Here is a 26480-nt window from a genome sequence, read left to right on the forward strand (position 1 = left end):
CTTTTCGTTTCAGCGTTGCGCTTGACTTCCGACGCCGGATGTCAAGTAATTCTGGACACGACGATTAATCGTTGTCGTCGTCGTCAAGGTCCTTGAAGGTGACCTTGAGAATTTCGTAGGGGTTGCCGAGCTTCATGTGGTCGTCGACATTGATGCCGGCGTCGATCAGCGACTCCTTGTCCAAAGTCTGTCGGCCCTGAGCCATCGAGTAGCTGACGCTCCACGAGTTCCCTGCGGCCTTGTTCGATCCGTAGCGCCGGAGCACTTCCTTGATCTCTTCGTTCAGGCGCGCCAATTCCGCCTTGGCCTTCTTCTCGGCCTTGGTGGCGGCGCGGCGACGGAACAGAAGCTCGTTCTCGTTGAGCGCGGCGAGCAGTTCCGGATTCTGGCTCGCCTTCTTGTCCGTCGTCTTGCCCGGCATCGCCTTCACGGTCGTGTCGAGGCAGGACTTCTGATAGGGGCAATACTGGCAGGTGCCGTCGATCACGCCTTCGCGATGAAGCTTCGACGGGTCCGTCGTCTTGAAAACCAACTCGGCGCGGTCCTGAGCAACCTTGAACTTCTTCTCGTCGTATTTGACGATGAAGACTTCGATATCGTCCAGAAATGACGCGTTGATGTATAGCAGCACTGCATAGTTGGGCTTGAACGCAGTAGTCTTGCGCATCAAACCCATCTGAATCTGGGTCTGGCCGTGGTGGATCGCCTTTTCCTCGGCAAGGTCCACACGCGGGTCGATCGACTTGACCTCCAACATGAAACAGTCGGTGCCGAGGTCTTCCACGCCGTACTTGGCCAGCGCGTTGCGGGACACGCCCCGGATCAATCCGTCCGGCGTCACCGACAGCACACCCTCGGGCCGGCCGTTGTCGTCGAAGTCATCCGGATCACCGTCGAAGAGGGTGATCTGGTTCTCGCCGCCCATCAGGAACTCGAACAGCTTGAGTTCCTGCATCGCGTAGTGCATCGCCGGCACCACGATATGGTTTTCGATGATGTCGCCGCGACGGAGTGCGCCCCACGATTCCTCGTAGTCGGCGTCGGGCTCGTAGCCGTTGCGCTTGTAGTACGCCTTGCGCAGGCAGCCGAACGCCTCCGATCCGCCCAGCGTCTTGTTGCGGTCGTGACCCCACTTCTTGTTGGTGCCATCAACCCACTGCTGGAAGATGTCCTTGAAGTCGAGCGGTGCTTTCGCGCTGATCACAAGGCACCGCCGATCGTGACCTTGCCATGGAACGGCTCGAAGCAGTTCATGACGAGGGTCTGAACGTGCCGGCCGATAGTCGGGCCGGTCAGGTAGGTGCCGCACCGATAGTCGATGAAGAGGACTATTACTTCCTCGTCCTTATCGGTGCCGGTGTAGCGCATGAGCTTGGGAAAGCCGCCCGTCTTGTCGGGCTGCTCGATTACAGTCTTGAGCATGATTATTCTCCGGTGACGCCGTCGCCCTGCATGGGGACGAACTCGACGGTCTGGATGCCTGCGGCCTGCTGGCGGGCGTGTTCTTCACTGTCCTTGAAACCCTTGGCGTAGCCGAGGGCGAAGGCTTTCTTGAACATGTCGAGGGTGATGTTTGCTGCGGCTTGACGAAGCTCATTTTCGCCAGCGTCACAGACCATCTGGAGATGGCTGGAGGACAGGATCGCGGCGCGCTCGGCAGCAAATTCGAGCATAGGATCGCCATCGTTGGCGACCTCGGGGGTCTCAGTCATTTCGCGTCTCTCTTATCGCTTGTATCTTTTGAGCAGCGACCGGGCACACCCGGTCGCTGCGACCTCCCGCGCCGAGGGCAGTCGGCGCAGTGGTGCTAGGGGTTGGTGAATCAGGCCGCTTCGGCTGCGGGAAGCTGGGAGGGAAGGGCGATAGCGCCCCGATTCACCAATTCGAGAAGGACGCGGGAAGTTGCCCGACAGTCCACGATTGCGTTGTGAGCGCCTTCCAGTTCTTCATCGAAGAAGAACTTCATGCACTCGGCCAGCTTGGGCCACTTGTAGTCTTCGTTGTGCAGCGGACGCTTGGACCGCTTCTTCACGATCTGGGTCGACGCCTTCATCGTGCAGACGATCGGCTTGCCCTCGAAGGGGTCGCCGATGTCGTTGCGCTTGAGCGCCAGATCGACCATCGCCTGCGCGCGGCGCATGATGATCGTGTCGAACGCCGTGTTGTGGCAGACGACGAGATCGGCCGCTGCGACCAGTCCGTTGAACACGTTCACGACGTGATCGAGATCGAGACCGGCTTCTTCGGCGATCTGCTGGGTGACGCCGTGGATCAGCGCGACTTCCTGCGGGATTTCCCACGAGGACGGATATACGATCAGGTCGCAAGACCCGAGTTCGCGTCCGTTGGTCAGGTCGATCAACAGCGCGCCAAGCTGCACAAGCTTCGGCTGCTGCGGGGCGATCGGGTCGGCCTTGAAGTCGGCCTTGCCGGTCGTCTCGGTATCAAAAATGAGGGCTTTCATGGGAGGGGTATTCGCTCCGTCTGTTGTGCTTATGTAAAGCAATTCTGGACAAAAAAGTCAATCGGAAGTTAGGAACGCTGTCCTAAATGCCCTCGGGCCAGATCGTGCGCGGCTGCCCCGAATTGGCGACGACGCCAACGGCGATGTCGTCCCAAATCTGGATGCAGGCATAGTCCTTTTCGTTGGTGATCTTGAGCGGCGGGATATCGACCCTCGCCAACCATTCGTGCATGAACTTTGCCAGATTCACGCGGTTCTCAACGTCAGACCAGCGGGCGGTGAAGATGCGAACTTCGATGCCGCGCGCCAGCCAACGCTTGATGCGCTCGACCATCGGCATGATGGGCTCGCCGAAATGGTTCTCGCCCTTCCACTCGGTGTAGACGGCCAACGTTCGGTCGAAGTCGACCCCGATCCATCCGCTCATTTTTTGTGCTCCTTGCGCTTGATGCGCTTTTCAAATTCTGTCAAGCATTTCTTGACATCCTTGACCTCAGAAAGCAGCCGTTCCATCGGCGTCGATCCGTCCTTCGGCGAAGTGGCGTGGAAGCCAAATCGGTGGCCCTTGAAGATTTCCTTGATGACCTCGGAACATTCCTCGCCGAGGCGGTCGATGACGCCTTCGAGATCGAGAGTGCTGAGTGGGTGCTTGACCAAATCCATCATGCGTACCTGTCGTTGTGAAACTCTTCGTCGGTCATGCTCTCGTGGCGTATTCCGCCGAGGATGATCGACTGGCGAAACTTGCGCCGGTAGGTGAAGACCAGCACCAGCAAGAAGCCATTGGCGGCGAACATTGCTGCGGTCGGCCAGATGGTCCACCACTGCTGGAGCCCGGCGAAATAGAAGATCGAGAAGCCGGCCCAGAGCGTGAAGAAGATCGCGGACGGATAGGTGTGGCCGGCCACGTCCTTGCGCTTCCAGATGTCGAGCGCGTTGAGCACGACAAAGCCTGCGGCGACCCAGTTGAAAAGAGCGTTTCCGATGTCCATCCAGTTAGCCATGACGACGCTTCACTTCCTTCAAAATTGGATCACCGTGACAGGGCTTCGGGTGACAGAAACAGAGCAGATCGCAACCGATCAGCGGACGTAAGTCCAGCTTGGGTAGGACCTGATCGCAGAACAGTTTGATGACCTGCGTTCGAGTGCCGTCGACACCGACCTTGAACGGGTTGCCGTATTTCGATCCGCGTCCGATGTAGACGGCGGCTTCCGGATAATCCCCGTGGTAGAGGTTGAAGACCTCCGGCATCACACCTTCTCGTATTTGTTCAGCACCGCCTCCTGACGCCACATGGGTGCGGTCGGGTCGTACTGCTCGGGCGGCGTGAAGCCGAATGCGACTTCATCGTGATCCGTGTGGAAGAAGCAGACCACGCGACGAGTAATCGTCGGGTCTGCTCTCGACCGAAGCTCATCCCCGATATGAAGGATGACGCCTTCACTGGTCTGCGACATCGGGAATAGACGGCCGTATCGCCGGCCGAGGAAGTCCATCGTCATCTGCGAGAAGCGGGACTTCTGCGAGGACTTCGAGCGCATCACCATGTAAGGCTCTCGATCGTCGCCGGGTCGAACTGACCCATTGGATGCCATTCGCCCTTCATGATGCGCATCATCATGGCCATCTCGGTCTCATCGAGCATGCCTGCCGTCGCCTGCCAGAAATCGGCCATGGAATTGCCGGAGAGCACGCCATAGGTGTTGACGCCGTAGCGACAATGCATGCCGTCCTTGAAGACACCGATCCGGACCTTGCCGTCCTTCTTGTCCTTCCAGATCACGGTGTACGCCGTGCCGTCTGCGTGAATGTTCACAGGCGGCTCGACCGATCGATCCCAGCCGACGAAATACTTGATCGGCTTGGTGCCGTAGAGCAGGAACGGACCCTTGCGGTTGGTCCGCTTGATCCACTTTTTCACTTCGTCATTCATCTGCACTCGACCTTCTATGCCGCTGCCTGACGGTGCTTGGCCCAGCTTGCTCGCACGCCGTCAGCGGCTTCGAGGCAGGCGTAATGCTGGACCTTCGACAGGTCTTTTCCGCGCTGGCTGATCGACCACGGAATGATCGCAACGCCGCCGTCGCGGCCGATCGAGAGTTCGTCCCGCAGGCCTTTCAACAGATTGGGGAAGGCCGCTTGAATGGACCTCAGTTCCTTCGGCGCGGTGATGAGCGCGAGGTACGAGAAGGTCGCCGAAATGAGCAGGCGCAGACGCATTTTATCCTCCAATTCCGAGCACGGTGCGGATGGGCTTTTCCCACTCGCCGCGCATGACGATGAACTCGTCGCAGTCGTAATCTTTGCGGGTCCAGTTCAGCGCGTCCTTCGACGTGAGACTGATCATTGAGCGGCCGATGATGACCCTTGCCGGGATGCACCACAGGTGCGTGCCCAGCACCCAAAGCTCGTCGATCTCGCCCGGTGCATACGGCCGAGACCCGCCGTTCTGGTTGAGTCCAGAGACCCGCAGCTTGACGTTCTCGTATTCCTTGCCGCGCGTCTTGAAGCGGGTGCCCACCTTGACCTGTGCCCGGCGAGATTCAGCGCCGGCCGTGTAGATCAGATCGACGCGGGACTGCGTGATCGTCGGCATGAACACGTCGTGCCCCTTGCCGAGAAGATGGGCGGCGACAAGCTGCTCAGCCGCCGCGCCGACGCGATGCTGGTTCACTCCCATCTGCACTCAACCCGCAAGCTGCATGCCGAGAAGGACAAGGCCGACAATGATGCCGAGCCCTCCACCGAAGACGCAGATCGCAGTCGCGGCGATGAGGCTGTCGAGGCGAGGCGACAGGATCGACGTGATGCCGATGATGATCATCGCCGCGACGTAGAGGCCACCGAGGTAGAGTGCAGATGCACCGACGATTTCGAGACCGGTCATCAGAACGGGACCTCGTCGGTCTTCACCAAGCGCAGGCTCAGGATGCAGTATCCCTTATCGAGCACGGCCGAGGAAAATGCGCACGGCGTCACGTCGTCGGTGATGAAGGTGACCACCACGTCGACCTCGTTGCCGGAATATTTGCCCTCGAAGGGATCGTATTCCTGCAAGGTCAGGACCTGCCCAACGAAGAACTCGCGATCGGCTTTGGAGCGTAGATCGTGGGTCTTGTCGCCGCGCGCGATGGCCTGAAAGAAATGGCTCCAGCTTTTAAGCTTCATCGTCTTCCTCCAAGATTTCATGTGCATGTGAGATGCCGTCCCAGCTATCGACGCCGGCAGCTTCGAGAGCACTGACCCAGCGTTCACACTGGATGAGGCGCTTGTACTCTTCGACCGTGATCGTGACGGTGTTCGTCAGTGCGTCTGTGCCCATGTCAAACCGATCTTTCCTTCCGCTCCGACTGGAGCGCGATAATCAAAATGATGGCCGGCGTCGGCCGCTGCACGGATCGCGATCTCGCGAGCGTGTTCCGCGATTTCCTTGGTGCGGCAGGCCGACTGGATTTCGTCGTGAATCCACGCGCAGAGCGTGAAATCCCCGTGCCAGCCCATGACGTAGCCAGCCTCTTCCATGTACTGGACGTAGAGGCAGACCCACTTCTTAGCCAACAAAGCAGCATCCGACTGGAGAAGCAGGTTGAGTGCAGAGTGCGGCGACTTGACCCAAAGCTTCCGGCCGTCGAGACCCGGCATCCAGCCCTGCTTCGCCTGCCGCGCGACCCAGCGCATAAGTTCGCGGTAGGCGGGGACGCCTTCCTGAAACTTCGCTTTCAATTCCTTGCCGCGCGCCGCCATCTTCCGTTCCGGCGTGCCGGGCGGGCAGACGATCGAGCCGATCTTCGCATCGCCACCGCCGTAGAGCGTGGCGTAAATAAAGGTCTTGGCGTTGTCGCGCGTCGGCAGACCTGCGGCCTGCTGATTGGTCGTGTGCACGTCGCCGTTGAGAACGACTTCGAGGTATGCACCGTCATCGTACTGGGCCAGATGGTGGCCGAAGCAGCGAAGCTCGATGCCAGACAAGTCGCAGCCCATGAACCACCACTGGTGGCCGTCGAGCTTGGGAGCCTGAAACAGGTTGCGGCATTCCCAGCCGTAGTTGCCGGCGCGGCCCATGACGATGGCCGCTTTCTTGAGCGTCCCGTCTTCCTTGAAGCAGTGCGGGAAGAACTCGCCGTTCGCGTCGAGCAGTGCCGGATTCTTGGTCCCGTCCTTGAAGACGGTATCCATGATCTTGACCTTCGGCACCTGCGCGATGTTCGGCGAAGAGTGCGAGGCGCGTCCGGAGCGGGTGCCACCGGCATTGGTGCGAGGATGGATGAAACCATCCTCGTCGACCATCTTGAGCCAGCCGTTCTTGCCGTCCGAAAGCATGCCGAGCAGTTTCGAAAGGAAGAACAGTTCCGCGAGCGTGTCACAGATCGGCCAATCGTTGGCGAGGCCGCGCAAAACCTCGTCGTCGACGGTCGGGTTGCCGGCTTCCGTGAAGTCGACAGGCTCCCAGTTGTAGACGACGCGCAGGCGGTCGATGATCTGCGGCCGAGAGTTCGGATTGAAATCCTTCTTCTCGATTTTGCAGTACGGCGCGTCCTGACTGAAATGCTGATAGCAGCCAGCGCCGGGGCCATCCTTGACCTTGACGCGGCGCGTGGCGCGCTTCTCGATCGTGACCTCGCCCCAGATCGAGCGGCTGTCGTCCTCGCCGTACTTCTCGCGCGGCTCCGACTTGTACTTTTTGGCCGGGGCCATCCAGTAGCCGAAATGCTCGATGGCGACGGCCGACAGCTTCTCGTATTCGGCGCTGACTTCCGCTTCGAGGACCTTGGCAGCTTCGACATCGAACCAGATGCCGGACTGCTCCTGAATGGCCATCAACTCGGTGATCTGGTGCTCAAGAACGATGGCCGCGTGAGACCATTCAATCTGCTTGCACTTCATCCACAGGCGGTAGGTGACCTCGATATCGTCTTCGCAGTACGGGACGCCGGTCTCGAAATCGAACTGCTTCCAAGGGTCAAGGCCCTTGGCAATCATGTCCTTGGAGTAGGAGCCTTTGTAATGCCCGAGGCGCTGGCCCCACGCTTCGAGACCGTGCCGGCCGATCAGCTTGCCTTCCAGCGTGCCGCGCTCGTGAAGCTTGTAGTCCTTGTCCTTCTGGTTCGCGAAGAGCATCTGGGACATGACCTGCGTGTCCCGAATGATCTGGCCTTCCTTCGGCTGATAGTCCTCGTAGAGCTTGTCGAGCACCATCAAGTCGTAGCCGACGAGATTGTGGCCGATCGAAACGTCGGCCTGCTCGATGATACCAACGGCGTCGTCGATCTCGTCTCCGACGTAGGAGAAGATCGGCGACGGCACGTCGTCATCGATCACCATCAGCGAGATCACCCAAATCTTGGAGACCTGCGGAAGGAGACCGTCCGTTTCACAATCCCAAATGACTTCGCGCATCAGAGCTTCGGCTTGATCGCGTGGTGAAGCTCGGCGGCGCGGTTGCCCGCAGCCGGAGACCAAATGAACCACGCATAGTTGTGGCGGGGAGACCCGGTGGAATCCGCGATCCAACGCGGACGCCAAAGCAGGGTCAGCTTGGCGTCGAACTGCTTGCAGTCGGCGAAGAACTTCCGGCGCGTTACGGCGCTGTCGACCTCGTTGCGCATCAGCATCGCGCAGGTGACGCCGTAGTCACGGGCGAGCATGACGCACTTGGTCAAGAACGCGTCGATCACGTCGCGCTGGTAGGGCGGATTGGTGATGACGAAATGCGGCGTCGGCCTGTGGTGGTCGAAGTAGGTGTCGGGGACCGTGGTGAAGTCCATGTAGACGCCGTCTTCGGTCTGCGGCGCGATGTCGGACTCGGTGACGGTCGCGCCGTACAGCCGGCATACCTTTGAGATATGCCCCTGTCCGGCAGCGGGCTCCCACACGCGCTTCCCAAGGATCGACTGGCCGCGCGCCTCAAGAAACTTGAGAAGCGCGTGGGTGCAGCCTAGATCGATGGTGCCGTAAAAGTCGTTCTCGACACGAGCGTGAACCGGCGCGCCGAGCATTGCTGCATCGGCCCGCATCAGAAATACACGTCTCCGCTGAGCAGGATCGGAGGCATCGGCATCAGGTCTTCGGTGGTCTCGCGGACCATGTCGACCGACGTGCCGGGAATGCCGGTGGTCTTCGGCGTCAGGACGTAGCCGCGACCGGTCGCCAGCATCAGACGCATGAAGGTCATGATCACCGCATACTGGCGATCTTCCTCGTCCTCCCAGATGGTGTCGGACAGGAAGGCCTCGGCGTTCGGATCGGTCCACTGGTGCGGCCGGTCTTCCAGTTCGCCCGTGATCTCGGAGACGTACTTGCCGTCGAGGCTGTAGCGCCGTGCTTCCTCGGTCACCGCCTGAAAGTCGGCCCACTTGAGCAGGTCGTGGTACTTCTCGAACAAACCTTCGAGTTCGAAGCGCTTGACGATCACGTCGTGCAGGCGGGCTTCGATGTCACTGTACGCGGTGCCGAGCAGACGCTTGAGCGGCGTCATGACATCGCAGCAATAGGCCTCGGGGAAGTCATGCACGAGGCCGACGATGCCCGCCTCGGCGATCTCCTTCTCGGACATGCCCTGTTCGGTCGCGCGCATCATCATGAGCGTAGCGACTTCGCAGACATGCTGGCCGATCTTGAGAGGGGAATGGCCACCGAAACGAGCCACGCGGGAGAGCGAGATGCCGATGTCGGACAGGGTGATTTCGTTGACATCAGGGCGCAGAAAATCGACGCGGCGACCAGTCGCCGTCATAATCCAAGTCATGTTTTGGGGTCCTAATCTGTCAAGTAATTCTGGACACTTGGTGCAAGTTTTGGTTAACAAAGTCAATCGAAACTTAGGAACGCTGTCCTAGCCGTCCAGCGCTTCGTCGATAATTGCTTGTTTTTCCACGATCTTTCCAAGCAGGGCGTCGTCGAGCGATCCCATGACAACAAGATGGTGGATCAGCACATTTTCGGTCTGACCGAACCGGTGAGCCCGGTCCTCGGCCTGACTGAGTTCGTGCGGCAGCCACGTAAGCTCGGCGCAGACCACGATCTTGGAGCGGGTCAGCGTGTAACCGGTGCCCGCCGCCGTGTACTGGCCGATGAACGGATTGCAGTTTTCGTCTTCCTGAAAGCGATCGGCCTCGGCCTGCCGTTTCTTCGTCGGGGTCGCGCCGTAGATGCAGGCGCAGGAATTATCCCACCGCGCCTTGAGCGCTTCGATGACTGCCCGGTGGTAGGCGAAGACAATGACCTTCTCGCCCTGATCGATCAGGCTCTGGACGTGCTCGATGATCATCGGCACCTTTTCCAGCGCCAGTTCGGCGCGGGCGATGGCCAGCTTGTTCAGCGGTGTGTCGTTCATCGCACTGCCGTCGACGGTGGCTGCGTAATCCTCGAACATCTGTGGCCGGGCGTTCATCACCAGTTCGGCGATCGACGCGTCGTCCATGTCCTTGTGAATGCCGGCCTTCGCCTCGTACTGCCGAAGCAGTTCCTTGACCGCGTCCTTCTCGGCCGCGACCTTTTTGATCAGGCCTTTCGACGACAGCGGAATGATCTGGCGGGTCTTCGGCGGCAGGTCCTTGAGAACGTCCGCTTTGAGATGGCGTACCATGAATCGGTCGCGCATGATCTTGCGAAGTTCGGGTAGGTTCGAGGCACCGTTGTCTTCGAGCCCCATGGCCGTCTCGTAGCCGCCACAATAGCGATAAGCGAAGGCAAGTCGGTTGCGGCCAAGGCCATCAGGATCGCAGCGACGGACCAGCGGCCAGATGTTCTTCACACGGTTGGGGATGGGTGTACCGGTCAGATAGACTTCGCGATGCGCCTTGATGTCCTCGAAGCGCTTCTTTTCCTTCTTGGTCTTTTTCTTGCCGTCCTTGGTCAGCCGCTGCTCGCCGGTCATCGGATCGATGTCGGGGACGGTGATGGAGACCTTGCGTGGGCCGGAGCCGAACACGTTGACGGTGCGCCGGGCTTCCTCATTCTGGAGGTTGTGCGCCTCGTCGCAGATCAGAATGTCCCACGTGCCGCGCCGGATCGCGTCATAGTGCCGATAGAGGATGTCGTAGTTGATGATGACGCATTCGGAGTCGGGGAAGTAATCACCCTCTGCGATGTCGACGCTCAGCCCGTGGATGTCCCACTTCTCGACGGCGCGCTTCCAATGCTCCTTGTGGGAGGCTAGGCAGATGACCAGCATCGAGCGGACATCGGGCAGGTTATTGGAGAGCCCGAGCGCGCTGACGGTGTTGTGGGTGACGATGAACTCGTCGGTGACGTAGAGGCTGTCGGCCGCGTCGACTTCGAGACAGCGGACCTGATCTTTGCCGGCCGGCAGGATCGACGTGATGCTGCGCGGCGGCAGCCCCGGCCGGAACTTGGACCAGCGCTTCTTCACCTTGGTCGCGGTCGTGCGGTAGCCGACGAGTGGCAACCAGACATCGTCTGGAAGGAAGATTTCGAGCTTGTTGCGGCGCGTGTTGCGTTCGACGAACACCAGTCCGCCGAGACTGCGGGTGATCTGCACCACGGCCTCGACGAGGTCTTCCGATCGATCACGGTGAGTGAGCAGGACACGGATGTTGTCGCCGCGCACCCAGCCGAAAATCCGGATCACGGAGCCGAGGAAAGCCATGCGCTGGGAGAGCGAGCCGTCGATATACTGGAGGGCGTCGATCTCGAACTCGCCTTCGAGATAGGGCCGCGTCAGATGCGCGCCGGCAATCGCCGGGTCCATGGTCACGGTCTTGTGCATGAACTCTACCGGTGCCGTAAGGGTCGGTAGATCGAACTCTTCGCCGTTCATGAGGCGCGCGGCGATCTCGGTCGTGTCGATTGTCACGAAATCGCCGACCGCATGGTCGTAGACGGTCCACAGGTGCTCGCCGTCGACGACGACGGACGCACCATCACTCGTGGTGACGCGGTAGACCGGGAGGATGCCTCGATCGTGGATTTTCAGGATGCGGGTCGGCTTGCCGTTCGAACCGATGACGTGATCACCGGCAGCAAGATCGCCGACCGCCCGGAAGCCAGTCGGGGTAGCCAACCTCGTGGTCAGGGGGTGACCCTTTCCGAGGCCGGGCTGGTCGGCGATCAACGTCCGCCTGCGCCGCAGCGCATAGCGGATGCCGGTTTCCTGAAACTCAAGGTACTCCCCGTCCTCTGGACGGATGAGCGCCTGCATTAGGCGATGGCCGGAACCGGATCGTTCAGGAGATAGTCGAACTCGGTGAGCGACTTCTGAGCGTCAACCGCATCGACGACCTGTGGATAGAGCGGGTCGTGCGCCGGGATGGCCCAATTGCCGATATCGGTGAAAAGCGCGATGCCGACACCATCCTTCTTGATGGCTGCGTATCCAAGGGACATGGGAACTCCGTCATGGTTAATGGTGTCGCCCATTACTATCCAAAAACGTGGATGTCCAGCAATTCTTGACAATGGCCCATGAGCCACTTTTCCAAATTTCTGGCCTCGCGCGTGGATTCTGTTATGTTGGCCGGATGTCTCCCGATGATCCCGAGTACCTGTCCTGCACGTGCATCCATCGCACCCTCAAGGACCATGAAAAGATTCAGCTTTTGACGCCGCGCGGCGTCGTCTACACCTTTGCGAAAGATTGCCCAGAGCACGGAATGAAGCATCTAAATCCGGAGATGGAGGCATCTCCGGAAACTGCTTGACGTGTCAAGAATTTCTGTCTAAAACAACTCCGTCAACACAAACGGAGTGGTTCCCATGGCAGACATCATCAAGTTCCCGCCACGCAAGGCGGTCAAGGTCCCGCCGAAGGCCGAGGTCCATAGGGTCTCGCATCGCGGTCACCACGGCCGGGCCAAGATCATCACCAGCGACCAGTTCGAGACGGCGCTGGCCAAGTGCGAAGAGAAGTCGGTCTTCTCGACGCGTGATCGGCTCATGCTTCTTCTCTCCCACTATGCGGCGCTGCGGGCGCAGGAGATCGCATGGTTGGAATACGAGGACATCAGCGACGTGACCGGCGAGATCGTCGCCAGCATTCACGTCACCAAGAAGGCCGGCAAGTACGGCAAGGAACGCACCATTCCGATGCACCCGGCAATCCATGTCGCCATCGCGGAATATTGCGCTCAGGCCGGCATCACGGAAGGCCCGATTTTCTACGGCCGCTTCGGTGTGCAGATGACGCCGAATGCAGTCCAGAAGCAGTTGAAGGCGATCTATGTCGCCTGCGGCTTCAAGGGTGCGACCTCGCATAGTGGCCGGCGCGGCTTCATCACCAAGCTCGCCCGCACGGCCGGCTCGGCGAATTGCTCGCTCAAGGATGTCCAGCTTCTCGCCGGGCACGCCTCGCTCAAGACGACCGAGACCTATATCGACGCATCGCCGAATGCGTCCGCGCTGGTGGCGTCCCTCTAAGCGGGACGCCGGCAAGATTCAATTGACCGCTTTGTCAAGAATTGCTAGACAACCGGTTCTCATAAAACGAAAAGATTCCGGATGTCTGAAACTCCTTTCCTCCAGTCTTGGCTCGGCGGTGCCTTCTCCCATGTCAAAGGTGACATCGATTTTCTAAACGCAGACGGCTCCGCAGTCGTTACGACTGGAGACTATCAGGAGATCGTTCAGTTCGTCGAAGAGCAGGATGAGGTTTTCGCCGATCTGCTCGTGGATCAGACCCTCGCCGGCTTCGCCCTTCAATTCCCCTCGCAGGATATCGAGCCCAACGCTGGCGTGTTCGCGCCGTCGTTCGCCGTCTATGGCAACGGCTACCGCTGGGATGTCTATCTGGTCGAAGGTGACACCGATCGCGTGCGCAAGATCGTCGCCGATCTCCAGCCGATCGAGAATGATGGGCACACGGTTGAGCGGGTGATCCCGCTGCCGGTGAAGTCGTTCGAGATGACCGACGCAGACGCAGATCGTGTCGAGCGCGGGTATCGGATTTTCACGACAGACGAGATCGAGGCAGCGTTTTTCGCACCCGGTGAACAGATTTCAGACGAACCGACCAGCCGTGTCTATGACGCCGAAATCTGGGGCACGATGACGCCGGAAGTCGCGGCGCTGCCGATCGCCCTGTCGGTCGCCGAGAACCGTTTCGAGAAGGAATGGAAGTCCGTTCCCGAGGCTCCGTTCAAGGCCGTGTTCGAGGGCATGTTCGCCCAGCACAAGATCGGCAAGAAGGAAGGCCGCTGCTTCGTCACCGGCACCCTCGGTCAGTCCAAGCGACGGACCAAGAACAACGTCCTCAAGAACTACATGATGGGCATCGACGTGGACTCGGGCGCGTCTCTGGAGGATTGCTTCCAGCGCGTCCGTGCGGCCGGACTGACATGCATTCTCTACACGACCCACTCTCACGGGTCGACCGGCATCGAGGTCGCTCAGGATCGCTTCCACCGCTGGGCTGAGAAGAGCCAGATTGACACCACGCCGACGACCGAATCCATTCGCCGCTATCTGCGCGAGGAAACACCCTACGTCGACGACGTGGTCGACGCGGCCGCGTTCATCGAAAAGCGTCAGGACGACGGCATGAAGCTGATCATCCAGACGCGGCCGATCGACAAGTTTCGAATGCTGTTCCCGTTGGCTGCCCCGTTCATCTACACGGAGCAGGACGGCGCGCATAAGGACGTGATCAATCTCTGGTCGCAGAAGGTTCTCGGCCTCGGCCGGTCGTTCGGCATCGATCCCGATCCGGCCGCGCGCGATCCGTCGCGCCTGTTCTACCTGCCGCGCCACTCGAAGGATCACCACAACTACCGCGTCATGCTGACTTGCGGCCGGCTGATCAAGTTCGAGGACATCCCGAGCGCCGGCACTGCCAAGGTCTCTTCCGACCCGTTCGATCAGGCTGCCTACATCATGGGCGCGACGGCGCGCGGCCAGATCGTGTCGCCGACACTGGGCGTTGAATTGCGCCAGTGGGCGCGAGACCGTAGCCACGGCTTCGACATCGCGCAGGTGTTCAAGGATCACTGCGAAGACAAGATTCGCACAGAGCAGTCCGAAACGAAGTTCACGATCGAATGCCCGTTCGACGATGACCATTCCAATCCCGGTGATCCCGACGATCAGGGCTGCTTTATCCAGTCGGCCGGCGCTGACGCCGAGACCTTTTCATTCCATTGCAGCCACGCCGGGTGCTCCGGCCGTGACCGTCTCGCGCACATGCAGAAGGCGATGCAGGATGGCTGGTTCCCTGATTCCATCCTGACCGACCCGACCTACGATCTCGCCGGCATCGACGACGAGGAAAAGCCGAAGTCGGAAGCCGACGACGATATCGACGGCGAGGACGCGAAGCAGGCTGATTATTCGACCCGCTTCTCTGAGGCTGTCGAAGCCGTCTCGGCGATCTCGAAGACTTCGTCGCGCGCCAAGGTGCAGGAGCTTTATCACCAGATCGCGGCGCTGGGTAAGCGCAGCGACCGAAACGAGTTCGCCACCAAGATCGCCAAGACGCTCGATCTCGTAAAGGCCGACGTGATGGGAGCCATCAACGGCCTGCGCTCTTCCGGTCAGGTCGACATCGATGATGACACGCCGGACCCGGCGACCTTGGTCAAGCAGCTTCGACGCACCTACAAGAAGTTCAAGGCCGACAAGAACGTCATCATCGTTCCAGTGGTTGACTCCAACATGAAGGGGTCGATCGACTATTTCGTCGACGCCTGCAACGTTCTCAACGGGCGCGAGCCTTGGGCATACTCCTACGGCTCCCAGAAGATTCGCTGCGTCCAGTCGACCAACAATGAATACCTCACCGAGACGCTGACCCGGCCGGTCATCAAGTCCGTCGCCCAGATCAAGATGGAAGTGATCAAGTTCTCGTCGGACGGATCGCTGATGCATGACAAGCTGCCCGACGAACTGGCGGATCAGGCGTGTGTGTCGCCCGCGCTGGCACTCCACAAGCTGGAGGGCTTCTCCGAGCTTCCATACTTCACCAAGGACGGCAAACTGGTCACCACGGCCGGCTATGACCGCGACGGCTGCCGTATCCTGCGCTACGAGACGACCGAGGGCACCAACCCTTACGCGCCTGACCAGTTGTTCGAGGTCAACAACGCAAACCTTGCGCTGGCCAAGAAGGAACTCTTCGGCCTGTTCAGTGACTTCCCTTTCAAGGACCATCCGAACGACGAGGACGGTGGCGTGTCGTCCAAGGCGCACCTGCTCGCCATGATGCTACAGCCGCTCGTGCGCAGCATGTTCGAGGGCAACACGCCCTTCTACATGGTCGACAAGCCTGCGGCCGGCACGGGCGCAACCTTGCTGGTCACGACGGCCATGCGGATCGCCACCGGGACCACGATCGGCACCGTGGCCATGTCCAACAATGAGGAAGAGCAGCGCAAGTCGATCACGGCCCGGTTTCAGACCGGAACGAACGTGACCTTCTTCGACAACCTGACGCAGCCGATCAACTCGCCGCATCTGGCCAACCTCGCGACTTCGTCCGAGTGGGAAGATCGTCTTCTCGGGTCGACTGCCATGGTGAAAATCCCGAACCGGATGCAGGTCATCCTCGCCGGCAACAACGTGCGGACCTCGGACGAAAACACTCGCCGCGTCCTGCCGATCCGCCTCGATCTCGATGACGATCCGACCGACTCCGGCCGCGTGTTCGCCATCGCCGATCTCAAGGGTCACGTCGAGGCCAACTCCGAGCGCCTGTACAAGCACCTGATCCTGCTCGTGCAGTATTGGCTCCAGAACCGTCCGGCCGGCTACAAGGCCAGCGATTGGCACGGTTTCAGCCTGCCGTCGTTCGAGCAGTATTGCGGCGTCATCGGCAGCCTGCTTGAGACGATCGGCGTCGAAGGCTTCGGCGCGGCCTGCAAGTACGTGAAGTCCGACTCGTCCAGCGCAGAAGCGTGGGGATCGTTCCTCGCGGCGCTCGCCAATTCGCCGAAGGGTCGCGTCGGCGCGGACATCAAGGTCCACTACGATTTCGTGGAATCCAAGCCGATGAAGATGGCCGATATCGCGGCCTTCTATGCCGACTGGGGAGACAAGGAACACCTTCCGGTCAACGGCACGCGGGGCGTGCCGATCAACGACGATCCGACCGTCGTTCAGAAGGACATGACCAACGCTTTCGGAGCCGTGCGCGGGAAGGTCTTCCGGTTCGACTGGAAGGGCTCCAGCGGCGAGTTCGAAAGGATCAAGGTCAAGATCGTGTCGGAGAAGACCAACAACGTCACCACGTGGTTCATCCGGCGCATTGAGTCCGACCGGGTCGCCGCCTAATCAGGAAAGTCCCCATGGAAGAAGCAATCCTCCAGTTCTTCAAGTTCGAGCATCTGCCCGAAAAGCTCCAGACCATCTCCAAGCCGTTCGGCGATATGGCCAACTGGATCGTAGAGAAGCTGCCGCGCAATCCCGAGCGCACCACGGCGCTGCGCAAGCTGCTCGAAGCCAAGGACGCGGCCGTCCGCGCCAACATCTTCGTCGCAACCCCGATCTAACAGAAAAAGCCCGGCGCGAGCCGGGCTTTTCTTCACCATTCTGTTGCGAGGCCGGTGAGGCCCCACGAGGACTACGCTGCGAGAGCGCGGGCCTCGAAGTGGTTGTCGTTATCTGCGACAGTTACAGTTGTGGACGATAACGGTGTACCTAGCCGAGACGCGTTCTTCCTTCTTCGCAGCAGTCGATCCTATTTCGCCCCCATCAAAACCGCAGCCTTGGTTCCAGTTGCAAGACTGGAAGGAGACGGGTTCCCCGAGCCTCCCGGCGTGCATACCCACGGAGCTACCGTGCGCTGCGGTTATGGTGGAGGCGGCGGGTTCCGCCCCCGCGTCCTGCATACAATCCAGTTGCCCGAATTACGTCCATACCTCCGTTTCCGGAGTGTCCGAAAGATAGCGCATCTTTCGGACGGCGTCAAGCAGTTCTGGACAAATTCATTGGTAAAATGATTCCCAGTCTGCCTTGGTCAGGCCTTCGTGAGCGCGCAGGGTGTCTATCACCCACCAATAGATCGTGTCGTTCGGACGGCCCTTCTCCAGCTTCTCGTATTCCTTCCAGCGTTCGTTCAAAGCCTCGGCGCACGCCTTTGCACGGGCCTGCGTCGGGAACTTGATTTGGACGCCGGGAAACCACTTCTTCTGGACGAAGAGACAGGTCCGCCCCTTGCGGTGGCAGAGCCGCCAAGTCTTGTCGTCATGCTGGCGCGCTGCGAAGGGCAAGTCAGTCCCGCTCCAGCGCGTCGATGATGCTTTCGACGGTCTTCAACCGGCTCGTGAAGCCGAGTTGGCCAAGAAGTTTCTTTGATGCAAGCATATGCTCCATGACGGCGTCACGGCTGAGCGTCCCGCGCTCGATTTCGTTCAGGAAATATTCTGCCGGCGTAAGCTGTTGAAGCGCGTTCGGACCCTTCGCCTGAACCGTGATCTGGACGCGGCGCATGTTCAGTGCGTGCCCGGTGACCTGCGGCTCGACATCCTCGATCGTATCGATGTCGACGTGCTCGGGAAGGGCGATGATCTCGCTCTCCGCCCCGCCGATGTACATGATGATGTTCGGCACCGGCACCCGCCCGATCGTGATGCTCGGCTTTGACGATCCTGACAGGGCTGCGAACTGCTCCGCCACCTGCCGGCGCGTCGTCCAACTGAAACCGGTATGGTTCAGCACGGAGCCGCCACGATAGACCTTCACCGGCTTGCCGCGCTGCGCCGACCGCTTGATAAAGTCCAACTCGAACTTCTCCATGGCGGTGAAGCGGTTGGGATCACAGACGCGCTCTTTGGTGAGCATAGCCCTGAGAGCCGGACCATTGAGAAACAGGGACTCGGAGCCGGTCCAGACCTGACGGAACAACGGCCAGAATAGGTCCTGATCGTCTCGCGTGAGGACTTGATGCACGTCGTGCAGACCTGCAACCCGCTCATGCTTGTCGTGCATTGTGAACAACGCACGATGGTACTCCGAAAACATCCTTGCCTCCAACCCGTTTGTGGAATGTGTGTCCAGCATCGCTTGACAGTGCCGTAAAGAAACCCTAGACAGCATTCAGGCTAAACGCAAGCCCCGGAGTTGTCAAAAACTCCGATCCGGCGAAAACAGAGGAAACTGCCGAACCATGTCCAATTTCCAGTACATCGCACCGACCGGAAACATGCGCTTCCCAGTGAAGGCATGGAACAAGGGCGTCGAGTTCGATGATGGTACTTATTCCCAGCTTTCCAACATCGCAAGCTTGCCGATCGTCCACAAACATGTCGCTGCTATGCCAGACGCTCACGTCGGCATCGGCGCGACGGTTGGCAGCGTGATTGCGACCAAGGGCGCGGTGATCCCGGCTGCGGTCGGCGTCGATCTTGGCTGCGGTATGATGGCGTGGCGTCTTTCTCTCAAGGAATCTGATCTGCCTGACAGCCTCGGGCACGTCCGCTCCGAGATGGAACGGGCAACGCCGCACGGCCGCACGAACAACGGCGCTGACGGCGACGTTGGCTCGTGGACGCGCAAGTCTGCACCGGATTCTGCACTCAACCGGTGGGACTCTCTGGAAGGGCGCTATCTGGAGATCATCGCCAAGCACCCGAAGGCGAAGTCCTTCAACGGCATGAACCATCTGGGCACTCTCGGCACGGGCAACCATTTTATCGAGCTTTGCGCCGACGAAAATCAAGACCTTTGGGTAATGTTGCATTCTGGTTCGCGCGGCGTCGGCAACCGGATCGGCTCCTACTTCATCGAAGCTGCGAAGAAGGAAATGGAGCGCTATCACGTGATCGAGTATCTGCCGAGCGCGGATTGCTCGTACCTCGTCGAGCACACCGACCTCTTCGACGACTATGTCAAGGCTGTCGAGTGGGCGCAGGACTTCGCGTGGGAGAACCGCAAGCAGATGATGCAGCAGACGCTTGAGGCGCTGCGGAAGGTCCTGCCGCCGTTCCATGTCACGCAGGAGGCGGTAAACTGCCACCACAACTACATCAGCCGCGAGTACCACTTCGGCGACAGCGTCATCGTCACCCGCAAGGGTGCGGTGCGTGCTCGTGAAGGCGACCTCGGCATCATCCCCGGATCGATGGCGACCGGCTCCTACATCGTGCGCGGCAAGGGCAACCCGGAATCGTTCTGCTCCTGCTCGCACGGTGCCGGCCGGCGCATGAGCCGCACGCAGGCCTTCAAGGCGATCAGCGTGGAGGATCATATCAAGGCCACCGAGGGGGTCGAGTGCAGAAAGGACAAGGATGTCATCGACGAGAGCCCGGCAGCCTACAAGGACCTCGGCGCGGTCCTCGCGGCACAGTCTGACCTTGTCGACATCGTCCATCGTCTTCGAACGCTGGTGAACGTGAAGGGTTGAGTGCAGATGGCCCAGTCCACGAAAATGTCGATGCTGGAGGCCGTGGCTAATACGGCTTCCGGCTACGTGATCTCGATCCTGACCTATCAGATCGTGATGCCGCTGCTCGGCTACAACACGTCTTGGAGCGACTCGGTCGTGCTGGTCGGCGTCTTCTCGGCGATCTCGATCGTGCGAAACTTCATCGTGCGGCGGATGTTTGCGCGAGCGGGTGCCTAATGCTCACGGTCGAAGTCGAGTTCCCGACCGGCAAGCGTGAAGTCGTGGCCTACGTCGATGGCAGCGAAGGCTATCTCAGCGCCCGTCCGCCGCATCCCGAAATCCGTCGCATCCTCCCAGCACCGATCATCGGCTGGGAGTTTCATCAGACCCTCGGCGGTGATTGGTACGCGTTCGCGGTGCCGGTCGATCGCGACCACTGGAGCCGCGTAGGATAATGCAACCGATCAGACAGGCAGAACTCTTCCGAGAACTGGCGCGCAAGGCACATGGCGGCAGCTTCGCCAACCAGTGGGCCGAGGCTGACGCGGCCAAGACCCTGATCAAGGCGTTCGAGAGCATCACGACCGAGGAAGCGACCGATATGATCCGGGCGCTCCAGCCGCACTACGCCGCTGGCGACAGTCTCAAGGATCGCCTGACGCGCCTGATGGACAAGCTGGAGAACGACGGTCTCTACACGGACGCGAACACGTGCTGGCTGGCGCTGGAGCAGTTGAAGAATGATTGACAAGTACGATCATCAGGTCGCCGCGCAGATCGCCTTCCTGAGAATGAATGGCGGTCTCATCGTCCGGATCAAGCGCAACGGCCAGATCACGTTCTGCCGCAAGCCTGAGCCACGGAAGCGAAAACGTTTGACTTCTTTGTCCAGTAATTCTTAACATCCAGAACTCAGAAACGGAGTTCCCGATGAAGACCCTCATCTTCTGGTTGACCATGGCGGCGGCTTGGTTCACCCACGTCTACGCCTGCATCCTGTCCGATCGGATCGGACTGCTCTTCGCCGGGTCGCTGATCCCGCCGATCGGCTGGGTCCACGGCGTCGGCTACTGGTTCGGCCTGTTCAATGGCTGAGCCTGTTTCCTTCCACGAGCAGAACGACAATTTGCCGCCTGCCAAAGGCACCGAGAAAAGCGTGAAGACGCTTCCGTGCTTCCGCGACGGCGAGCAGGTTATCTCCGCGTGGCGCTTGACGCCGGACGAGATCGTCGACGTGATCAACACAGGAATCGTCTGGTGCGGCGTCATGGGCAGTACCCAGCCGCCCGTTTACCTTACCGGTCATAACCCGTTTGTTGTGCAGCCCAACTAGCTGACACACGAACAGCGTCATGGTAGTAGAAGCGCCATGACTGAAAAAGACAAACTCACGGCTGCGATTTCCGAAGTTCTTGCCGGCGCGCAGCCGGGAGATGCATTTCTGTGCTGCATCATGCACGTCGCCGACTGTCCGCACTTTGTTGCTGGGCATTGTGATTGTGTGATGATCCAGCTTACAGCCACGACTACAGCCAAAGAAGTAGCTGACCTATACGATCGGGTTAAAAACTGATGCCTGTACTTCGCCAAGCCATCATTGATCGGCTTGACCTGCACAACAACCGAAGCGTCCTCTATGTCTACGGTGACAACCTTGCCTGCAAAGGCTTGGGCGGTCAGGCGAAGGCAATGCGCGGCGAGCCGAACGCGATCGGCATTCCCACCAAGAAGCGGCCGTCCATGGAGGATGGGTCGTTCTTCTCCGACGCAGACTACGATGAAGTGGTGCCGCTGATCTCGGCGCGCCTGCGGCGTGCTGCGCGACATCTCCAGAACGGCGGCATCGTCGTGATCCCGGCCGCAGGGCTCGGCACCGACCGCGCACGATTGCGTGAGAAGGCTCCCTCGATCGCTGATTTTCTCGATTCAGAGATCGCCGCTCTGTCCAGAATTGCTTGACAAAATCGTCCAGAAAGGGTTGACTGTGGAGACGGCTGTAAAGCTGGATTCTCAGGAGCAAACCCTTGATCAAGAAGTCCCTCATCGCGGGGCTCGCACTGCTTGCCGCAGTCAGCGCCGTCGCGGCCGAAGAACAGAAGCCGTGGGCGATCTGGCCTGACGATCACGTCTTCGACGAACAGATCGGCACCCTTCACGCCATCACGGTCGGCTGCAAGTCCTTCGAGGCGGCACTAGCCGATGGCAAGCGCTGGATCGAGGACCCGGAGAACTGGGACACCAAGGACAATTCGGCAAGCTGTCTCGATCTGACCAAGGCCAAGGGCAAGAAGAAGCGCAAGCCTGTTCAGATGATGATCCTCGACGTTCACCCGTCCGTCCTGAACACCGCAGCAACCCACCACCTGTTCATTGTCGAGGCCGTCGACGCGAAGAAGCGCATCTGGTTCACGTGGGCCTTCGAGACGGTCAGCCTCCCGCAGGTGTAAAGCAGCGATCCATAATCTCTTCAATGTCGATCACGGCGAAGCCCTGTTGGTTCGATCTGCACACCATATCGCCCGTGCCCGTGCCTCCGGGCATGGCTACGACGACGTTGGGCTTCGGGAAGCTATCGAGCAGCATCTGATTGCGGAGCGGCCCAGCGGCCTTCCCCCCGCCGTCCCAGTCGGCCGGCAACTTGCGCTCGGCGATGCGCCGCGACCGCGCCCACAGACCGAACAGGCGATCCGCGCCCGGAGCGTCCCCATGCGAGACAAACCGGATGTTGAGATAAGTCCGGATAATGTCCATGGACTCGGCAAGCAGCCCATAATTCACGAACTCGCGTCCGCCTGTGCCGGCGACGACGATACCCATGCCGGGCTCAAGGATGATCAGGCTGGAGACGCGCTGGCACTCGATGCGCAGGGCGTCGATGAAACTGTTCGCAATCATTCCTGCACCGCCTCCTTGATCTTGCCGATGATCGCCGCCAAGGTCTCTTCGGACAGGCCTTTGATCTCCTTGCGGATGGCGGACGCCTTGCGGATCAGTGCATTGCCCTCATTTTCCAGTCGATCTGCTTCAAGCATCAATCGTTCGGCGTCGTCGTTCCATTCGAAGAGGTCGGACATAGACTCCTGCGAGCGCCGATCGCTTTCGTCCTTCTTGATCCAGACTCTGCCGGGCTTACCGTCAACCATGCCGACGACGGTCACCTTGTAGACCTTGCCCCACTGCTTGATGCCGTAGACCAGATTGGCCAGCTTGATCTCTTCACGCAGCTTCGCGGCGATCAGGCCCTTCACCTTGCCCATAGACTTGTGTTCGACATTCAGAGCATGGCAGCGCCAGACTTCTTCGTTCTCGCCGAACATGACCTTGAAGCCCAGATATTCAAATTCGAATGCCATCAGACCGGTCCTACCTTCTCAAATCTTCCCGGCGTCGTGAACGCCTTGTCATGTTCCGCCATCGGCCTGAACCACCGCTTAGCCTCGGGATCATACATCTCGTCGGCCCTGACGTAGGCAACCAGCGTTTCACCGGATTCCGTGTGATCGCCGATCGACTCTACGAAATACAGATCGCCCTTGAAGTGACGGTAGTAGCAGCGAACCTTCGGTTTCAAAACAGGACTTCTCCCCAGTTGCGGCGAGACGAGACCTCTGAATAGGCCAGATACGACTCGCTCCATGGAACACGGCCGACGACGATCACGTCCTCGATCGGATAGATGCATCCGGCGATGCCGGAACCGGTGATGTATTCTGCTTGAGTGGCATCGCACCATTTCAGGCGCGTCCGACCTTTGCCTGCGTCTATTTCGCGGCTCGCCTCTTCGAGGATCGACCGGATGAGACGATCCATGAAGCTGTCGCCCTTTGGCGGCTCTGGTGTGTGCTTCTTCATGTAGCCGGTCACGCGCCAACGGTCTGGGCGGTAGTATTTTGCGCGCTCGATCGCATGCGGGTGGTCCTCGCGGAGCATCACGATATCGCCGATCCGGGGCGTAAAACGAACAAGGGCGGTGCCCATTCAATCTCTCCGTAGTGTTGACACGGATAGATTTACTGGACACCGCCTGTCAAGTCAATCTTGCAGTTGGTCTAAGGTTAATGTGCCTTCAAGTTCTGGACCTGCTTACCGCAGCCGGGGCAGGCGATGTAGTAGATCGTGTCGGTCCCGCCGCCGTAGTCGGTGTGCCGGAAGCTCTGAACCTCCGACCGCGTATAGCGCAGCCTAGAGGCGCAGTTCCGGCAGGTGACCTCATGCACCTGTGTTTCGTCTTTGCCGATGATCTGGACCATTACAACCCCTTGTAGGCAGCCAGCTTCCGGACCTCGTCGAAGGTCCAGAACTTGGTCTGCGGCTTACTCATGCCGCGCGTCATCCGATAGACCGGCTGGAGAAGGTCGTCATCGTAGTGCGTCGGCGCGCGGCTGTTCTCGACAATGATCTTGTCGTTCTGCTCGAACACGTACTGGATGCCGGGCTTCGACGCCTTTGACATGTCCGTCTTCGGCAGCTTCTGCACCGAGCGCCAGCGGAAGCCCGTATCGCAGATCGCCGAGGCCTTCATGGCAAAGCGCAGCGTGTCACGGTTGACGTGCTGGAGCAGGCCGGCACCCATGCCAAAGGCGACGTTATCGATCGACCAGCCATCAGCCAGCATGTTGCCGACGATAAGAGCGATCTTGTCCTTGTCGACGCCGTCGCCCTGAATGATACGGACCTTCGGATTGAGGACCTTGTAGCCCTTCGAGTTGATGGTGAAGCCGAACAATTCTCCCAGCGTCTCCAGAGACTGCATGACGAGGATCAGCGGGTCGCCACTGTCCGGACGGATCACAAGCGTGCCGCCCATGCTCAGTACCTTATCGCGCAGGCTTCCGCCCCAGATGTTCTCCAGTGCGTTATAGAAGTCGTAGCTATCGCTCACGACCGCGACCAGACCGTTGCCGAACTTGTCGAGCATGTTGGCGTAGGCGTCTTCCTCTCGATTGACTCCCCACGACGTGATCGTTGAATGCTCGGCCGCAGGGATCGAGAAGCCCGGCATCGGGCAGTCATAGAACTGCATGGCGTAATACGCGCCCATGACCGTGTCGGTGCCCATGAAGTTGACCAGATGCGCCGCGCCGCCGATGCCGGCCTGTTCGTTGGCAGCCGTGCCGCGAGCGCCGAAGTCGTGGAGCTTGAACGGCAAGGCTGCGGCCGGATTGTCGGAAGACATGAACAGGGCGTCAGCCAGAATCTTCTTGCAAGCACGGCTATTGGTGGCGACCGTCGACGGATACCAGACCGCACGCAGCAGCGCCGTTTCGAGGTAGCTGGTCAGCCACGGCAGCCGATCGTCGGTGTTGACGACCTGAACCAGCGGCGTGCCGGTGGGCACCACCATGCCCTCCGGCAGCGCGCAAATCTCCAACGGCAGATAGCCGTTGTAATCGTCGGCGATGATCTCCCAGCCGCGCCGGTTGAAGGGCACGCCGTGGGCGGTGAAGAACGCCTCGGCCTCGTCGATGACCTTCGTGTTGATCAGCTTGTAGGTGCCGGTCAGGTAGTCGCGGATGAACATCTGGAGGCCGAAGAACAGAACCTCGTCATAGCCGGCAACCGGGCGCGCCTCGATATAGCTGCTCACATAGGTCGTGCCGGGCGGATACTGGAGGAAGTGCGAGGTCTTGTAGGAGTCGGTGTTCAGGATCGGGTTGATATGGTTCATGGTCAGAGTCCCAGCATGTCTTGAATGATATGGAAGTGGTCTTCGAACATCTCGTCTTCCGAGAGGTTCGCGATCGAGCGCCACTCGGCGCTGGCGGCGTCATCCGAGCCGGTCACCTTCCAGAGCGGCTTGGCGTCCGGCAGGCGGAAGAGATGGGCGTGCGTCACCGTCCGGCCGCGCGAAGAACGGTAGGGATTGTCGAAGACCTTGGTCTCGGTGATGTACGTCTGGAGCCGCCCAGCCGGGATGCGGCCACGGCCGTCCTCGATCTCGGTCTCTTCCTTCAACTCGCGCGCCGCCGCGTCACGGATGCGCTCGAACTGGTTGATGAAGCCACCCGGCAGCGCCAGCAGTCCCTTGCCCGGATAGTCGCCCCGGCGAACCAAGAGAATGTGACCAGACTGGACGACGATGGCGTCAGCCGTGATGAACGTCGGCGGGAAGGGTGCCGGCTTCCACGAGTCCTTGTAGCGCTTGATCGCCTCGGTCTCGTAGAACACCTGATAGTATGCGTCAGTGATATTCCACTCTTCGAGGAAAGCGGCGACAGCTTCGGGAAGAAGCTGCGTCTGGATGCCGCCGACATAGGAGAAATAGGACTCGCGGATCGGCGTGGCGCTCAGCACGCGGTGCTTGGGCGCGATGTCGACCGACGACCAGTCGGGAAAGAGCTTGAGATAGAAGGACGACTGATCCTTGGAGAACCCCACCAGCAGGACTTCATCCTTGCCGGGATCATTGGTTTCCATGGCGACGGCGTTGCGCACGTCGGTGATCCAGCGTTCGTCGCTGGGGTGGTCGTGGATAGGCTGGAAGACGATCTTGTCGTTGGACACTTCCCAAGGGAAGCAGCGCTTGATCATCTCGCGGCGTTCATCGAACGTCCACGGATTGCGATCCGACCGCGCCGCACCGGCAGAGCCGATGAGGATGACAAGCTTGTCGACCTGTTTGAGAGCTTCGCGGACCACGTGTTCGTGGCCGCGATGGAAGGGCTGGAGCCGCCCGATAAAGACGCCAATGCGCATGAGACACCCTCATGTTAGAGATGGGATCACGGACACCCCGTGACTGTC

At 59.9% G+C, this 26480-nt stretch carries 42 protein-coding genes and 1 other RNA gene; 13 read left to right on the forward strand and 30 right to left on the reverse strand.

Going from position 1 to position 26480, the window contains the following annotated elements:
* Positions 1-64 precede the first annotated feature (64 nt).
* The 20 genes from EOA36_RS00710 to EOA36_RS00800 all read right to left on the reverse strand — a co-directional run bounded on the left by EOA36_RS00710 (position 65) and on the right by EOA36_RS00800 (position 11812).
* Positions 65-1204 carry a hypothetical protein gene (locus EOA36_RS00710; protein ID WP_127275183.1) on the reverse strand — a complete coding sequence of 380 codons (1140 nt, stop codon included), beginning with the start codon at positions 1202-1204 and terminating at the stop codon, positions 65-67.
* Positions 1201-1422 (reverse strand): hypothetical protein, encoded by a 222-nt coding sequence (locus EOA36_RS00715; protein WP_127275184.1) that lies wholly within the window; start codon positions 1420-1422, stop codon positions 1201-1203. Before EOA36_RS00715 ends, EOA36_RS00710 begins: the two co-directional genes overlap by 4 nt.
* A 2-nt stretch (positions 1423-1424) precedes the next feature.
* Positions 1425-1712 (reverse strand): hypothetical protein, encoded by a 288-nt coding sequence (locus EOA36_RS00720; protein WP_127275185.1) that lies wholly within the window; start codon positions 1710-1712, stop codon positions 1425-1427.
* Between the two features lie 110 nt (positions 1713-1822).
* A complete protein-coding gene (locus tag EOA36_RS00725; RefSeq protein ID WP_127275186.1) occupies positions 1823-2506 on the reverse strand; it encodes a 3'-5' exonuclease in 684 nt (227 codons plus the stop codon).
* Between the two features lie 40 nt (positions 2507-2546).
* Positions 2547-2891 carry a hypothetical protein gene (locus EOA36_RS00730; protein WP_127275187.1) on the reverse strand — a complete coding sequence of 115 codons (345 nt, stop codon included), beginning with the start codon at positions 2889-2891 and terminating at the stop codon, positions 2547-2549.
* Positions 2888-3130 carry a hypothetical protein gene (locus EOA36_RS00735; protein ID WP_145969096.1) on the reverse strand — a complete coding sequence of 81 codons (243 nt, stop codon included), beginning with the start codon at positions 3128-3130 and terminating at the stop codon, positions 2888-2890. The genes EOA36_RS00730 and EOA36_RS00735 overlap by 4 nt, the downstream gene beginning before the upstream one ends.
* A complete protein-coding gene (locus tag EOA36_RS00740; protein WP_127275189.1) occupies positions 3127-3456 on the reverse strand; it encodes a hypothetical protein in 330 nt (109 codons plus the stop codon). The genes EOA36_RS00735 and EOA36_RS00740 overlap by 4 nt, the downstream gene beginning before the upstream one ends.
* A gap of 4 nt (positions 3457-3460) precedes the next feature.
* Complete coding sequence (locus EOA36_RS00745; protein WP_127275190.1) at positions 3461-3718, reverse strand: DUF4326 domain-containing protein; 258 nt, start codon at positions 3716-3718, stop codon at positions 3461-3463.
* Positions 3718-4014, reverse strand: a complete 297-nt coding sequence (locus EOA36_RS00750) for a hypothetical protein (RefSeq protein WP_127275191.1) — start codon at positions 4012-4014, stop codon at positions 3718-3720. The genes EOA36_RS00745 and EOA36_RS00750 overlap by 1 nt, the downstream gene beginning before the upstream one ends.
* A complete protein-coding gene (locus EOA36_RS00755; protein WP_127275192.1) occupies positions 4008-4400 on the reverse strand; it encodes a hypothetical protein in 393 nt (130 codons plus the stop codon). Before EOA36_RS00755 ends, EOA36_RS00750 begins: the two co-directional genes overlap by 7 nt.
* A 14-nt stretch (positions 4401-4414) precedes the next feature.
* The gene (locus EOA36_RS00760; protein ID WP_127275193.1) at positions 4415-4687 is read right to left on the reverse strand and encodes a hypothetical protein; all 273 of its coding nucleotides are present in this window, start codon (positions 4685-4687) and stop codon (positions 4415-4417) included.
* 1 nt (position 4688) lies between these two features.
* A complete protein-coding gene (locus EOA36_RS00765) occupies positions 4689-5141 on the reverse strand; it encodes a group I intron-associated PD-(D/E)XK endonuclease (protein WP_127275194.1) in 453 nt (150 codons plus the stop codon).
* 12 nt (positions 5142-5153) lie between these two features.
* Entirely contained in the window at positions 5154-5354 is a 201-nt protein-coding gene (locus tag EOA36_RS00770) for a hypothetical protein (RefSeq protein ID WP_127275195.1), read from the reverse strand.
* Complete coding sequence (locus EOA36_RS00775; RefSeq protein WP_189553045.1) at positions 5354-5635, reverse strand: DUF3850 domain-containing protein; 282 nt, start codon at positions 5633-5635, stop codon at positions 5354-5356. Before EOA36_RS00775 ends, EOA36_RS00770 begins: the two co-directional genes overlap by 1 nt.
* The gene (locus EOA36_RS37055; protein WP_189553047.1) at positions 5625-5789 is read right to left on the reverse strand and encodes a hypothetical protein; all 165 of its coding nucleotides are present in this window, start codon (positions 5787-5789) and stop codon (positions 5625-5627) included. The genes EOA36_RS00775 and EOA36_RS37055 overlap by 11 nt, the downstream gene beginning before the upstream one ends.
* On the reverse strand, positions 5771-7864 hold the full coding sequence (locus EOA36_RS00780) for a DNA polymerase (RefSeq protein WP_127275197.1): 2094 nt from the start codon (positions 7862-7864) through the stop codon (positions 5771-5773). The genes EOA36_RS37055 and EOA36_RS00780 overlap by 19 nt, the downstream gene beginning before the upstream one ends.
* Positions 7864-8481, reverse strand: coding sequence for a hypothetical protein (locus tag EOA36_RS00785; protein WP_127275198.1), 618 nt, complete (start codon positions 8479-8481; stop codon positions 7864-7866). Before EOA36_RS00785 ends, EOA36_RS00780 begins: the two co-directional genes overlap by 1 nt.
* Positions 8481-9212 carry a hypothetical protein gene (locus tag EOA36_RS00790; RefSeq protein WP_127275199.1) on the reverse strand — a complete coding sequence of 244 codons (732 nt, stop codon included), beginning with the start codon at positions 9210-9212 and terminating at the stop codon, positions 8481-8483. The genes EOA36_RS00785 and EOA36_RS00790 overlap by 1 nt, the downstream gene beginning before the upstream one ends.
* An 87-nt stretch (positions 9213-9299) precedes the next feature.
* A complete protein-coding gene (locus EOA36_RS00795; protein WP_127275200.1) occupies positions 9300-11627 on the reverse strand; it encodes an SNF2-related protein in 2328 nt (775 codons plus the stop codon).
* Complete coding sequence (locus EOA36_RS00800) at positions 11627-11812, reverse strand: hypothetical protein (RefSeq protein WP_127275201.1); 186 nt, start codon at positions 11810-11812, stop codon at positions 11627-11629. The genes EOA36_RS00795 and EOA36_RS00800 overlap by 1 nt, the downstream gene beginning before the upstream one ends.
* 369 nt (positions 11813-12181) lie before the next feature.
* On the opposite strand from EOA36_RS00800, the gene EOA36_RS00810 reads away from it, so the two are divergent.
* The 3 genes from EOA36_RS00810 to EOA36_RS00820 all read left to right on the forward strand — a co-directional run bounded on the left by EOA36_RS00810 (position 12182) and on the right by EOA36_RS00820 (position 16902).
* Positions 12182-12841 (forward strand): site-specific integrase, encoded by a 660-nt coding sequence (locus EOA36_RS00810; protein WP_127275203.1) that lies wholly within the window; start codon positions 12182-12184, stop codon positions 12839-12841.
* A gap of 81 nt (positions 12842-12922) precedes the next feature.
* Complete coding sequence (locus EOA36_RS00815; RefSeq protein WP_127275204.1) at positions 12923-16684, forward strand: hypothetical protein; 3762 nt, start codon at positions 12923-12925, stop codon at positions 16682-16684.
* Positions 16685-16698: 14 nt separating this feature from the next.
* Positions 16699-16902 carry a hypothetical protein gene (locus EOA36_RS00820; protein WP_127275205.1) on the forward strand — a complete coding sequence of 68 codons (204 nt, stop codon included), beginning with the start codon at positions 16699-16701 and terminating at the stop codon, positions 16900-16902.
* A gap of 29 nt (positions 16903-16931) precedes the next feature.
* Here EOA36_RS00820 and ssrA read toward each other — a convergent pair.
* The 3 genes from ssrA to EOA36_RS00835 all read right to left on the reverse strand — a co-directional run bounded on the left by ssrA (position 16932) and on the right by EOA36_RS00835 (position 18373).
* Positions 16932-17325, reverse strand: a transfer-messenger RNA (tmRNA) gene (gene ssrA / locus EOA36_RS00825).
* A 12-nt stretch (positions 17326-17337) separates the two neighbouring features.
* Positions 17338-17622: a hypothetical protein gene (locus EOA36_RS00830; RefSeq protein WP_127275206.1), complete on the reverse strand. Its 285-nt coding sequence runs from the start codon at positions 17620-17622 to the stop codon at positions 17338-17340.
* A 1-nt stretch (position 17623) separates the two neighbouring features.
* Positions 17624-18373 carry a hypothetical protein gene (locus tag EOA36_RS00835; protein WP_145969097.1) on the reverse strand — a complete coding sequence of 250 codons (750 nt, stop codon included), beginning with the start codon at positions 18371-18373 and terminating at the stop codon, positions 17624-17626.
* A gap of 145 nt (positions 18374-18518) precedes the next feature.
* Here EOA36_RS00835 and EOA36_RS00840 point away from each other — a divergent pair, with 145 nt between their 5' ends.
* From EOA36_RS00840 to EOA36_RS00875, 10 genes are all read left to right on the forward strand, one after another.
* On the forward strand, positions 18519-19754 hold the full coding sequence (locus tag EOA36_RS00840; RefSeq protein ID WP_127275208.1) for an RtcB family protein: 1236 nt from the start codon (positions 18519-18521) through the stop codon (positions 19752-19754).
* Between the two features lie 6 nt (positions 19755-19760).
* Positions 19761-19973, forward strand: coding sequence for a hypothetical protein (locus EOA36_RS00845; protein ID WP_127275209.1), 213 nt, complete (start codon positions 19761-19763; stop codon positions 19971-19973).
* Positions 19973-20191, forward strand: coding sequence for a hypothetical protein (locus tag EOA36_RS00850; protein ID WP_127275210.1), 219 nt, complete (start codon positions 19973-19975; stop codon positions 20189-20191). Before EOA36_RS00845 ends, EOA36_RS00850 begins: the two co-directional genes overlap by 1 nt.
* Positions 20191-20484 carry a hypothetical protein gene (locus tag EOA36_RS00855; protein ID WP_127275211.1) on the forward strand — a complete coding sequence of 98 codons (294 nt, stop codon included), beginning with the start codon at positions 20191-20193 and terminating at the stop codon, positions 20482-20484. Before EOA36_RS00850 ends, EOA36_RS00855 begins: the two co-directional genes overlap by 1 nt.
* Entirely contained in the window at positions 20477-20638 is a 162-nt protein-coding gene (locus tag EOA36_RS37060) for a hypothetical protein (RefSeq protein ID WP_189553049.1), read from the forward strand. Before EOA36_RS00855 ends, EOA36_RS37060 begins: the two co-directional genes overlap by 8 nt.
* 28 nt (positions 20639-20666) lie before the next feature.
* The gene (locus EOA36_RS37065; RefSeq protein ID WP_189553051.1) at positions 20667-20831 is read left to right on the forward strand and encodes a hypothetical protein; all 165 of its coding nucleotides are present in this window, start codon (positions 20667-20669) and stop codon (positions 20829-20831) included.
* Entirely contained in the window at positions 20824-21069 is a 246-nt protein-coding gene (locus EOA36_RS00860) for a hypothetical protein (protein ID WP_127275212.1), read from the forward strand. Before EOA36_RS37065 ends, EOA36_RS00860 begins: the two co-directional genes overlap by 8 nt.
* Positions 21070-21105: 36 nt before the next feature.
* Positions 21106-21309, forward strand: coding sequence for a hypothetical protein (locus EOA36_RS00865; RefSeq protein ID WP_127275213.1), 204 nt, complete (start codon positions 21106-21108; stop codon positions 21307-21309).
* Between the two features lie 116 nt (positions 21310-21425).
* Positions 21426-21695, forward strand: coding sequence for a hypothetical protein (locus EOA36_RS00870; RefSeq protein WP_127275214.1), 270 nt, complete (start codon positions 21426-21428; stop codon positions 21693-21695).
* 65 nt (positions 21696-21760) lie between these two features.
* Positions 21761-22183, forward strand: a complete 423-nt coding sequence (locus EOA36_RS00875; RefSeq protein WP_127275215.1) for a hypothetical protein — start codon at positions 21761-21763, stop codon at positions 22181-22183.
* Here EOA36_RS00875 and EOA36_RS00880 read toward each other — a convergent pair.
* The 7 genes from EOA36_RS00880 to EOA36_RS00905 form a co-directional block, all read right to left on the reverse strand.
* Positions 22164-22631 (reverse strand): SLOG family protein, encoded by a 468-nt coding sequence (locus EOA36_RS00880; protein ID WP_127275216.1) that lies wholly within the window; start codon positions 22629-22631, stop codon positions 22164-22166. The two genes, EOA36_RS00875 and EOA36_RS00880, sit on opposite strands and share 20 nt — an antisense overlap.
* Complete coding sequence (locus EOA36_RS00885; RefSeq protein ID WP_127275217.1) at positions 22628-23089, reverse strand: hypothetical protein; 462 nt, start codon at positions 23087-23089, stop codon at positions 22628-22630. Before EOA36_RS00885 ends, EOA36_RS00880 begins: the two co-directional genes overlap by 4 nt.
* Positions 23089-23307 carry a DUF1653 domain-containing protein gene (locus tag EOA36_RS37070; RefSeq protein WP_189553053.1) on the reverse strand — a complete coding sequence of 73 codons (219 nt, stop codon included), beginning with the start codon at positions 23305-23307 and terminating at the stop codon, positions 23089-23091. The genes EOA36_RS00885 and EOA36_RS37070 overlap by 1 nt, the downstream gene beginning before the upstream one ends.
* The gene (locus EOA36_RS37075; RefSeq protein ID WP_189553055.1) at positions 23304-23714 is read right to left on the reverse strand and encodes a hypothetical protein; all 411 of its coding nucleotides are present in this window, start codon (positions 23712-23714) and stop codon (positions 23304-23306) included. Before EOA36_RS37075 ends, EOA36_RS37070 begins: the two co-directional genes overlap by 4 nt.
* A gap of 77 nt (positions 23715-23791) precedes the next feature.
* Complete coding sequence (locus tag EOA36_RS00895) at positions 23792-23986, reverse strand: hypothetical protein (RefSeq protein WP_127275219.1); 195 nt, start codon at positions 23984-23986, stop codon at positions 23792-23794.
* The gene (locus EOA36_RS00900; RefSeq protein WP_127275220.1) at positions 23986-25404 is read right to left on the reverse strand and encodes a nicotinate phosphoribosyltransferase; all 1419 of its coding nucleotides are present in this window, start codon (positions 25402-25404) and stop codon (positions 23986-23988) included. Before EOA36_RS00900 ends, EOA36_RS00895 begins: the two co-directional genes overlap by 1 nt.
* 2 nt (positions 25405-25406) lie before the next feature.
* Positions 25407-26432, reverse strand: coding sequence for a bifunctional nicotinamide-nucleotide adenylyltransferase/Nudix hydroxylase (locus EOA36_RS00905; RefSeq protein ID WP_127275221.1), 1026 nt, complete (start codon positions 26430-26432; stop codon positions 25407-25409).
* Positions 26433-26480 lie beyond the last annotated feature (48 nt).

Origin of the sequence: Mesorhizobium sp. M8A.F.Ca.ET.021.01.1.1 (genome assembly GCF_003998025.1) — a bacterium.
In the GTDB taxonomy this organism is placed as follows: Bacteria; Pseudomonadota; Alphaproteobacteria; order Rhizobiales; family Rhizobiaceae; genus Mesorhizobium.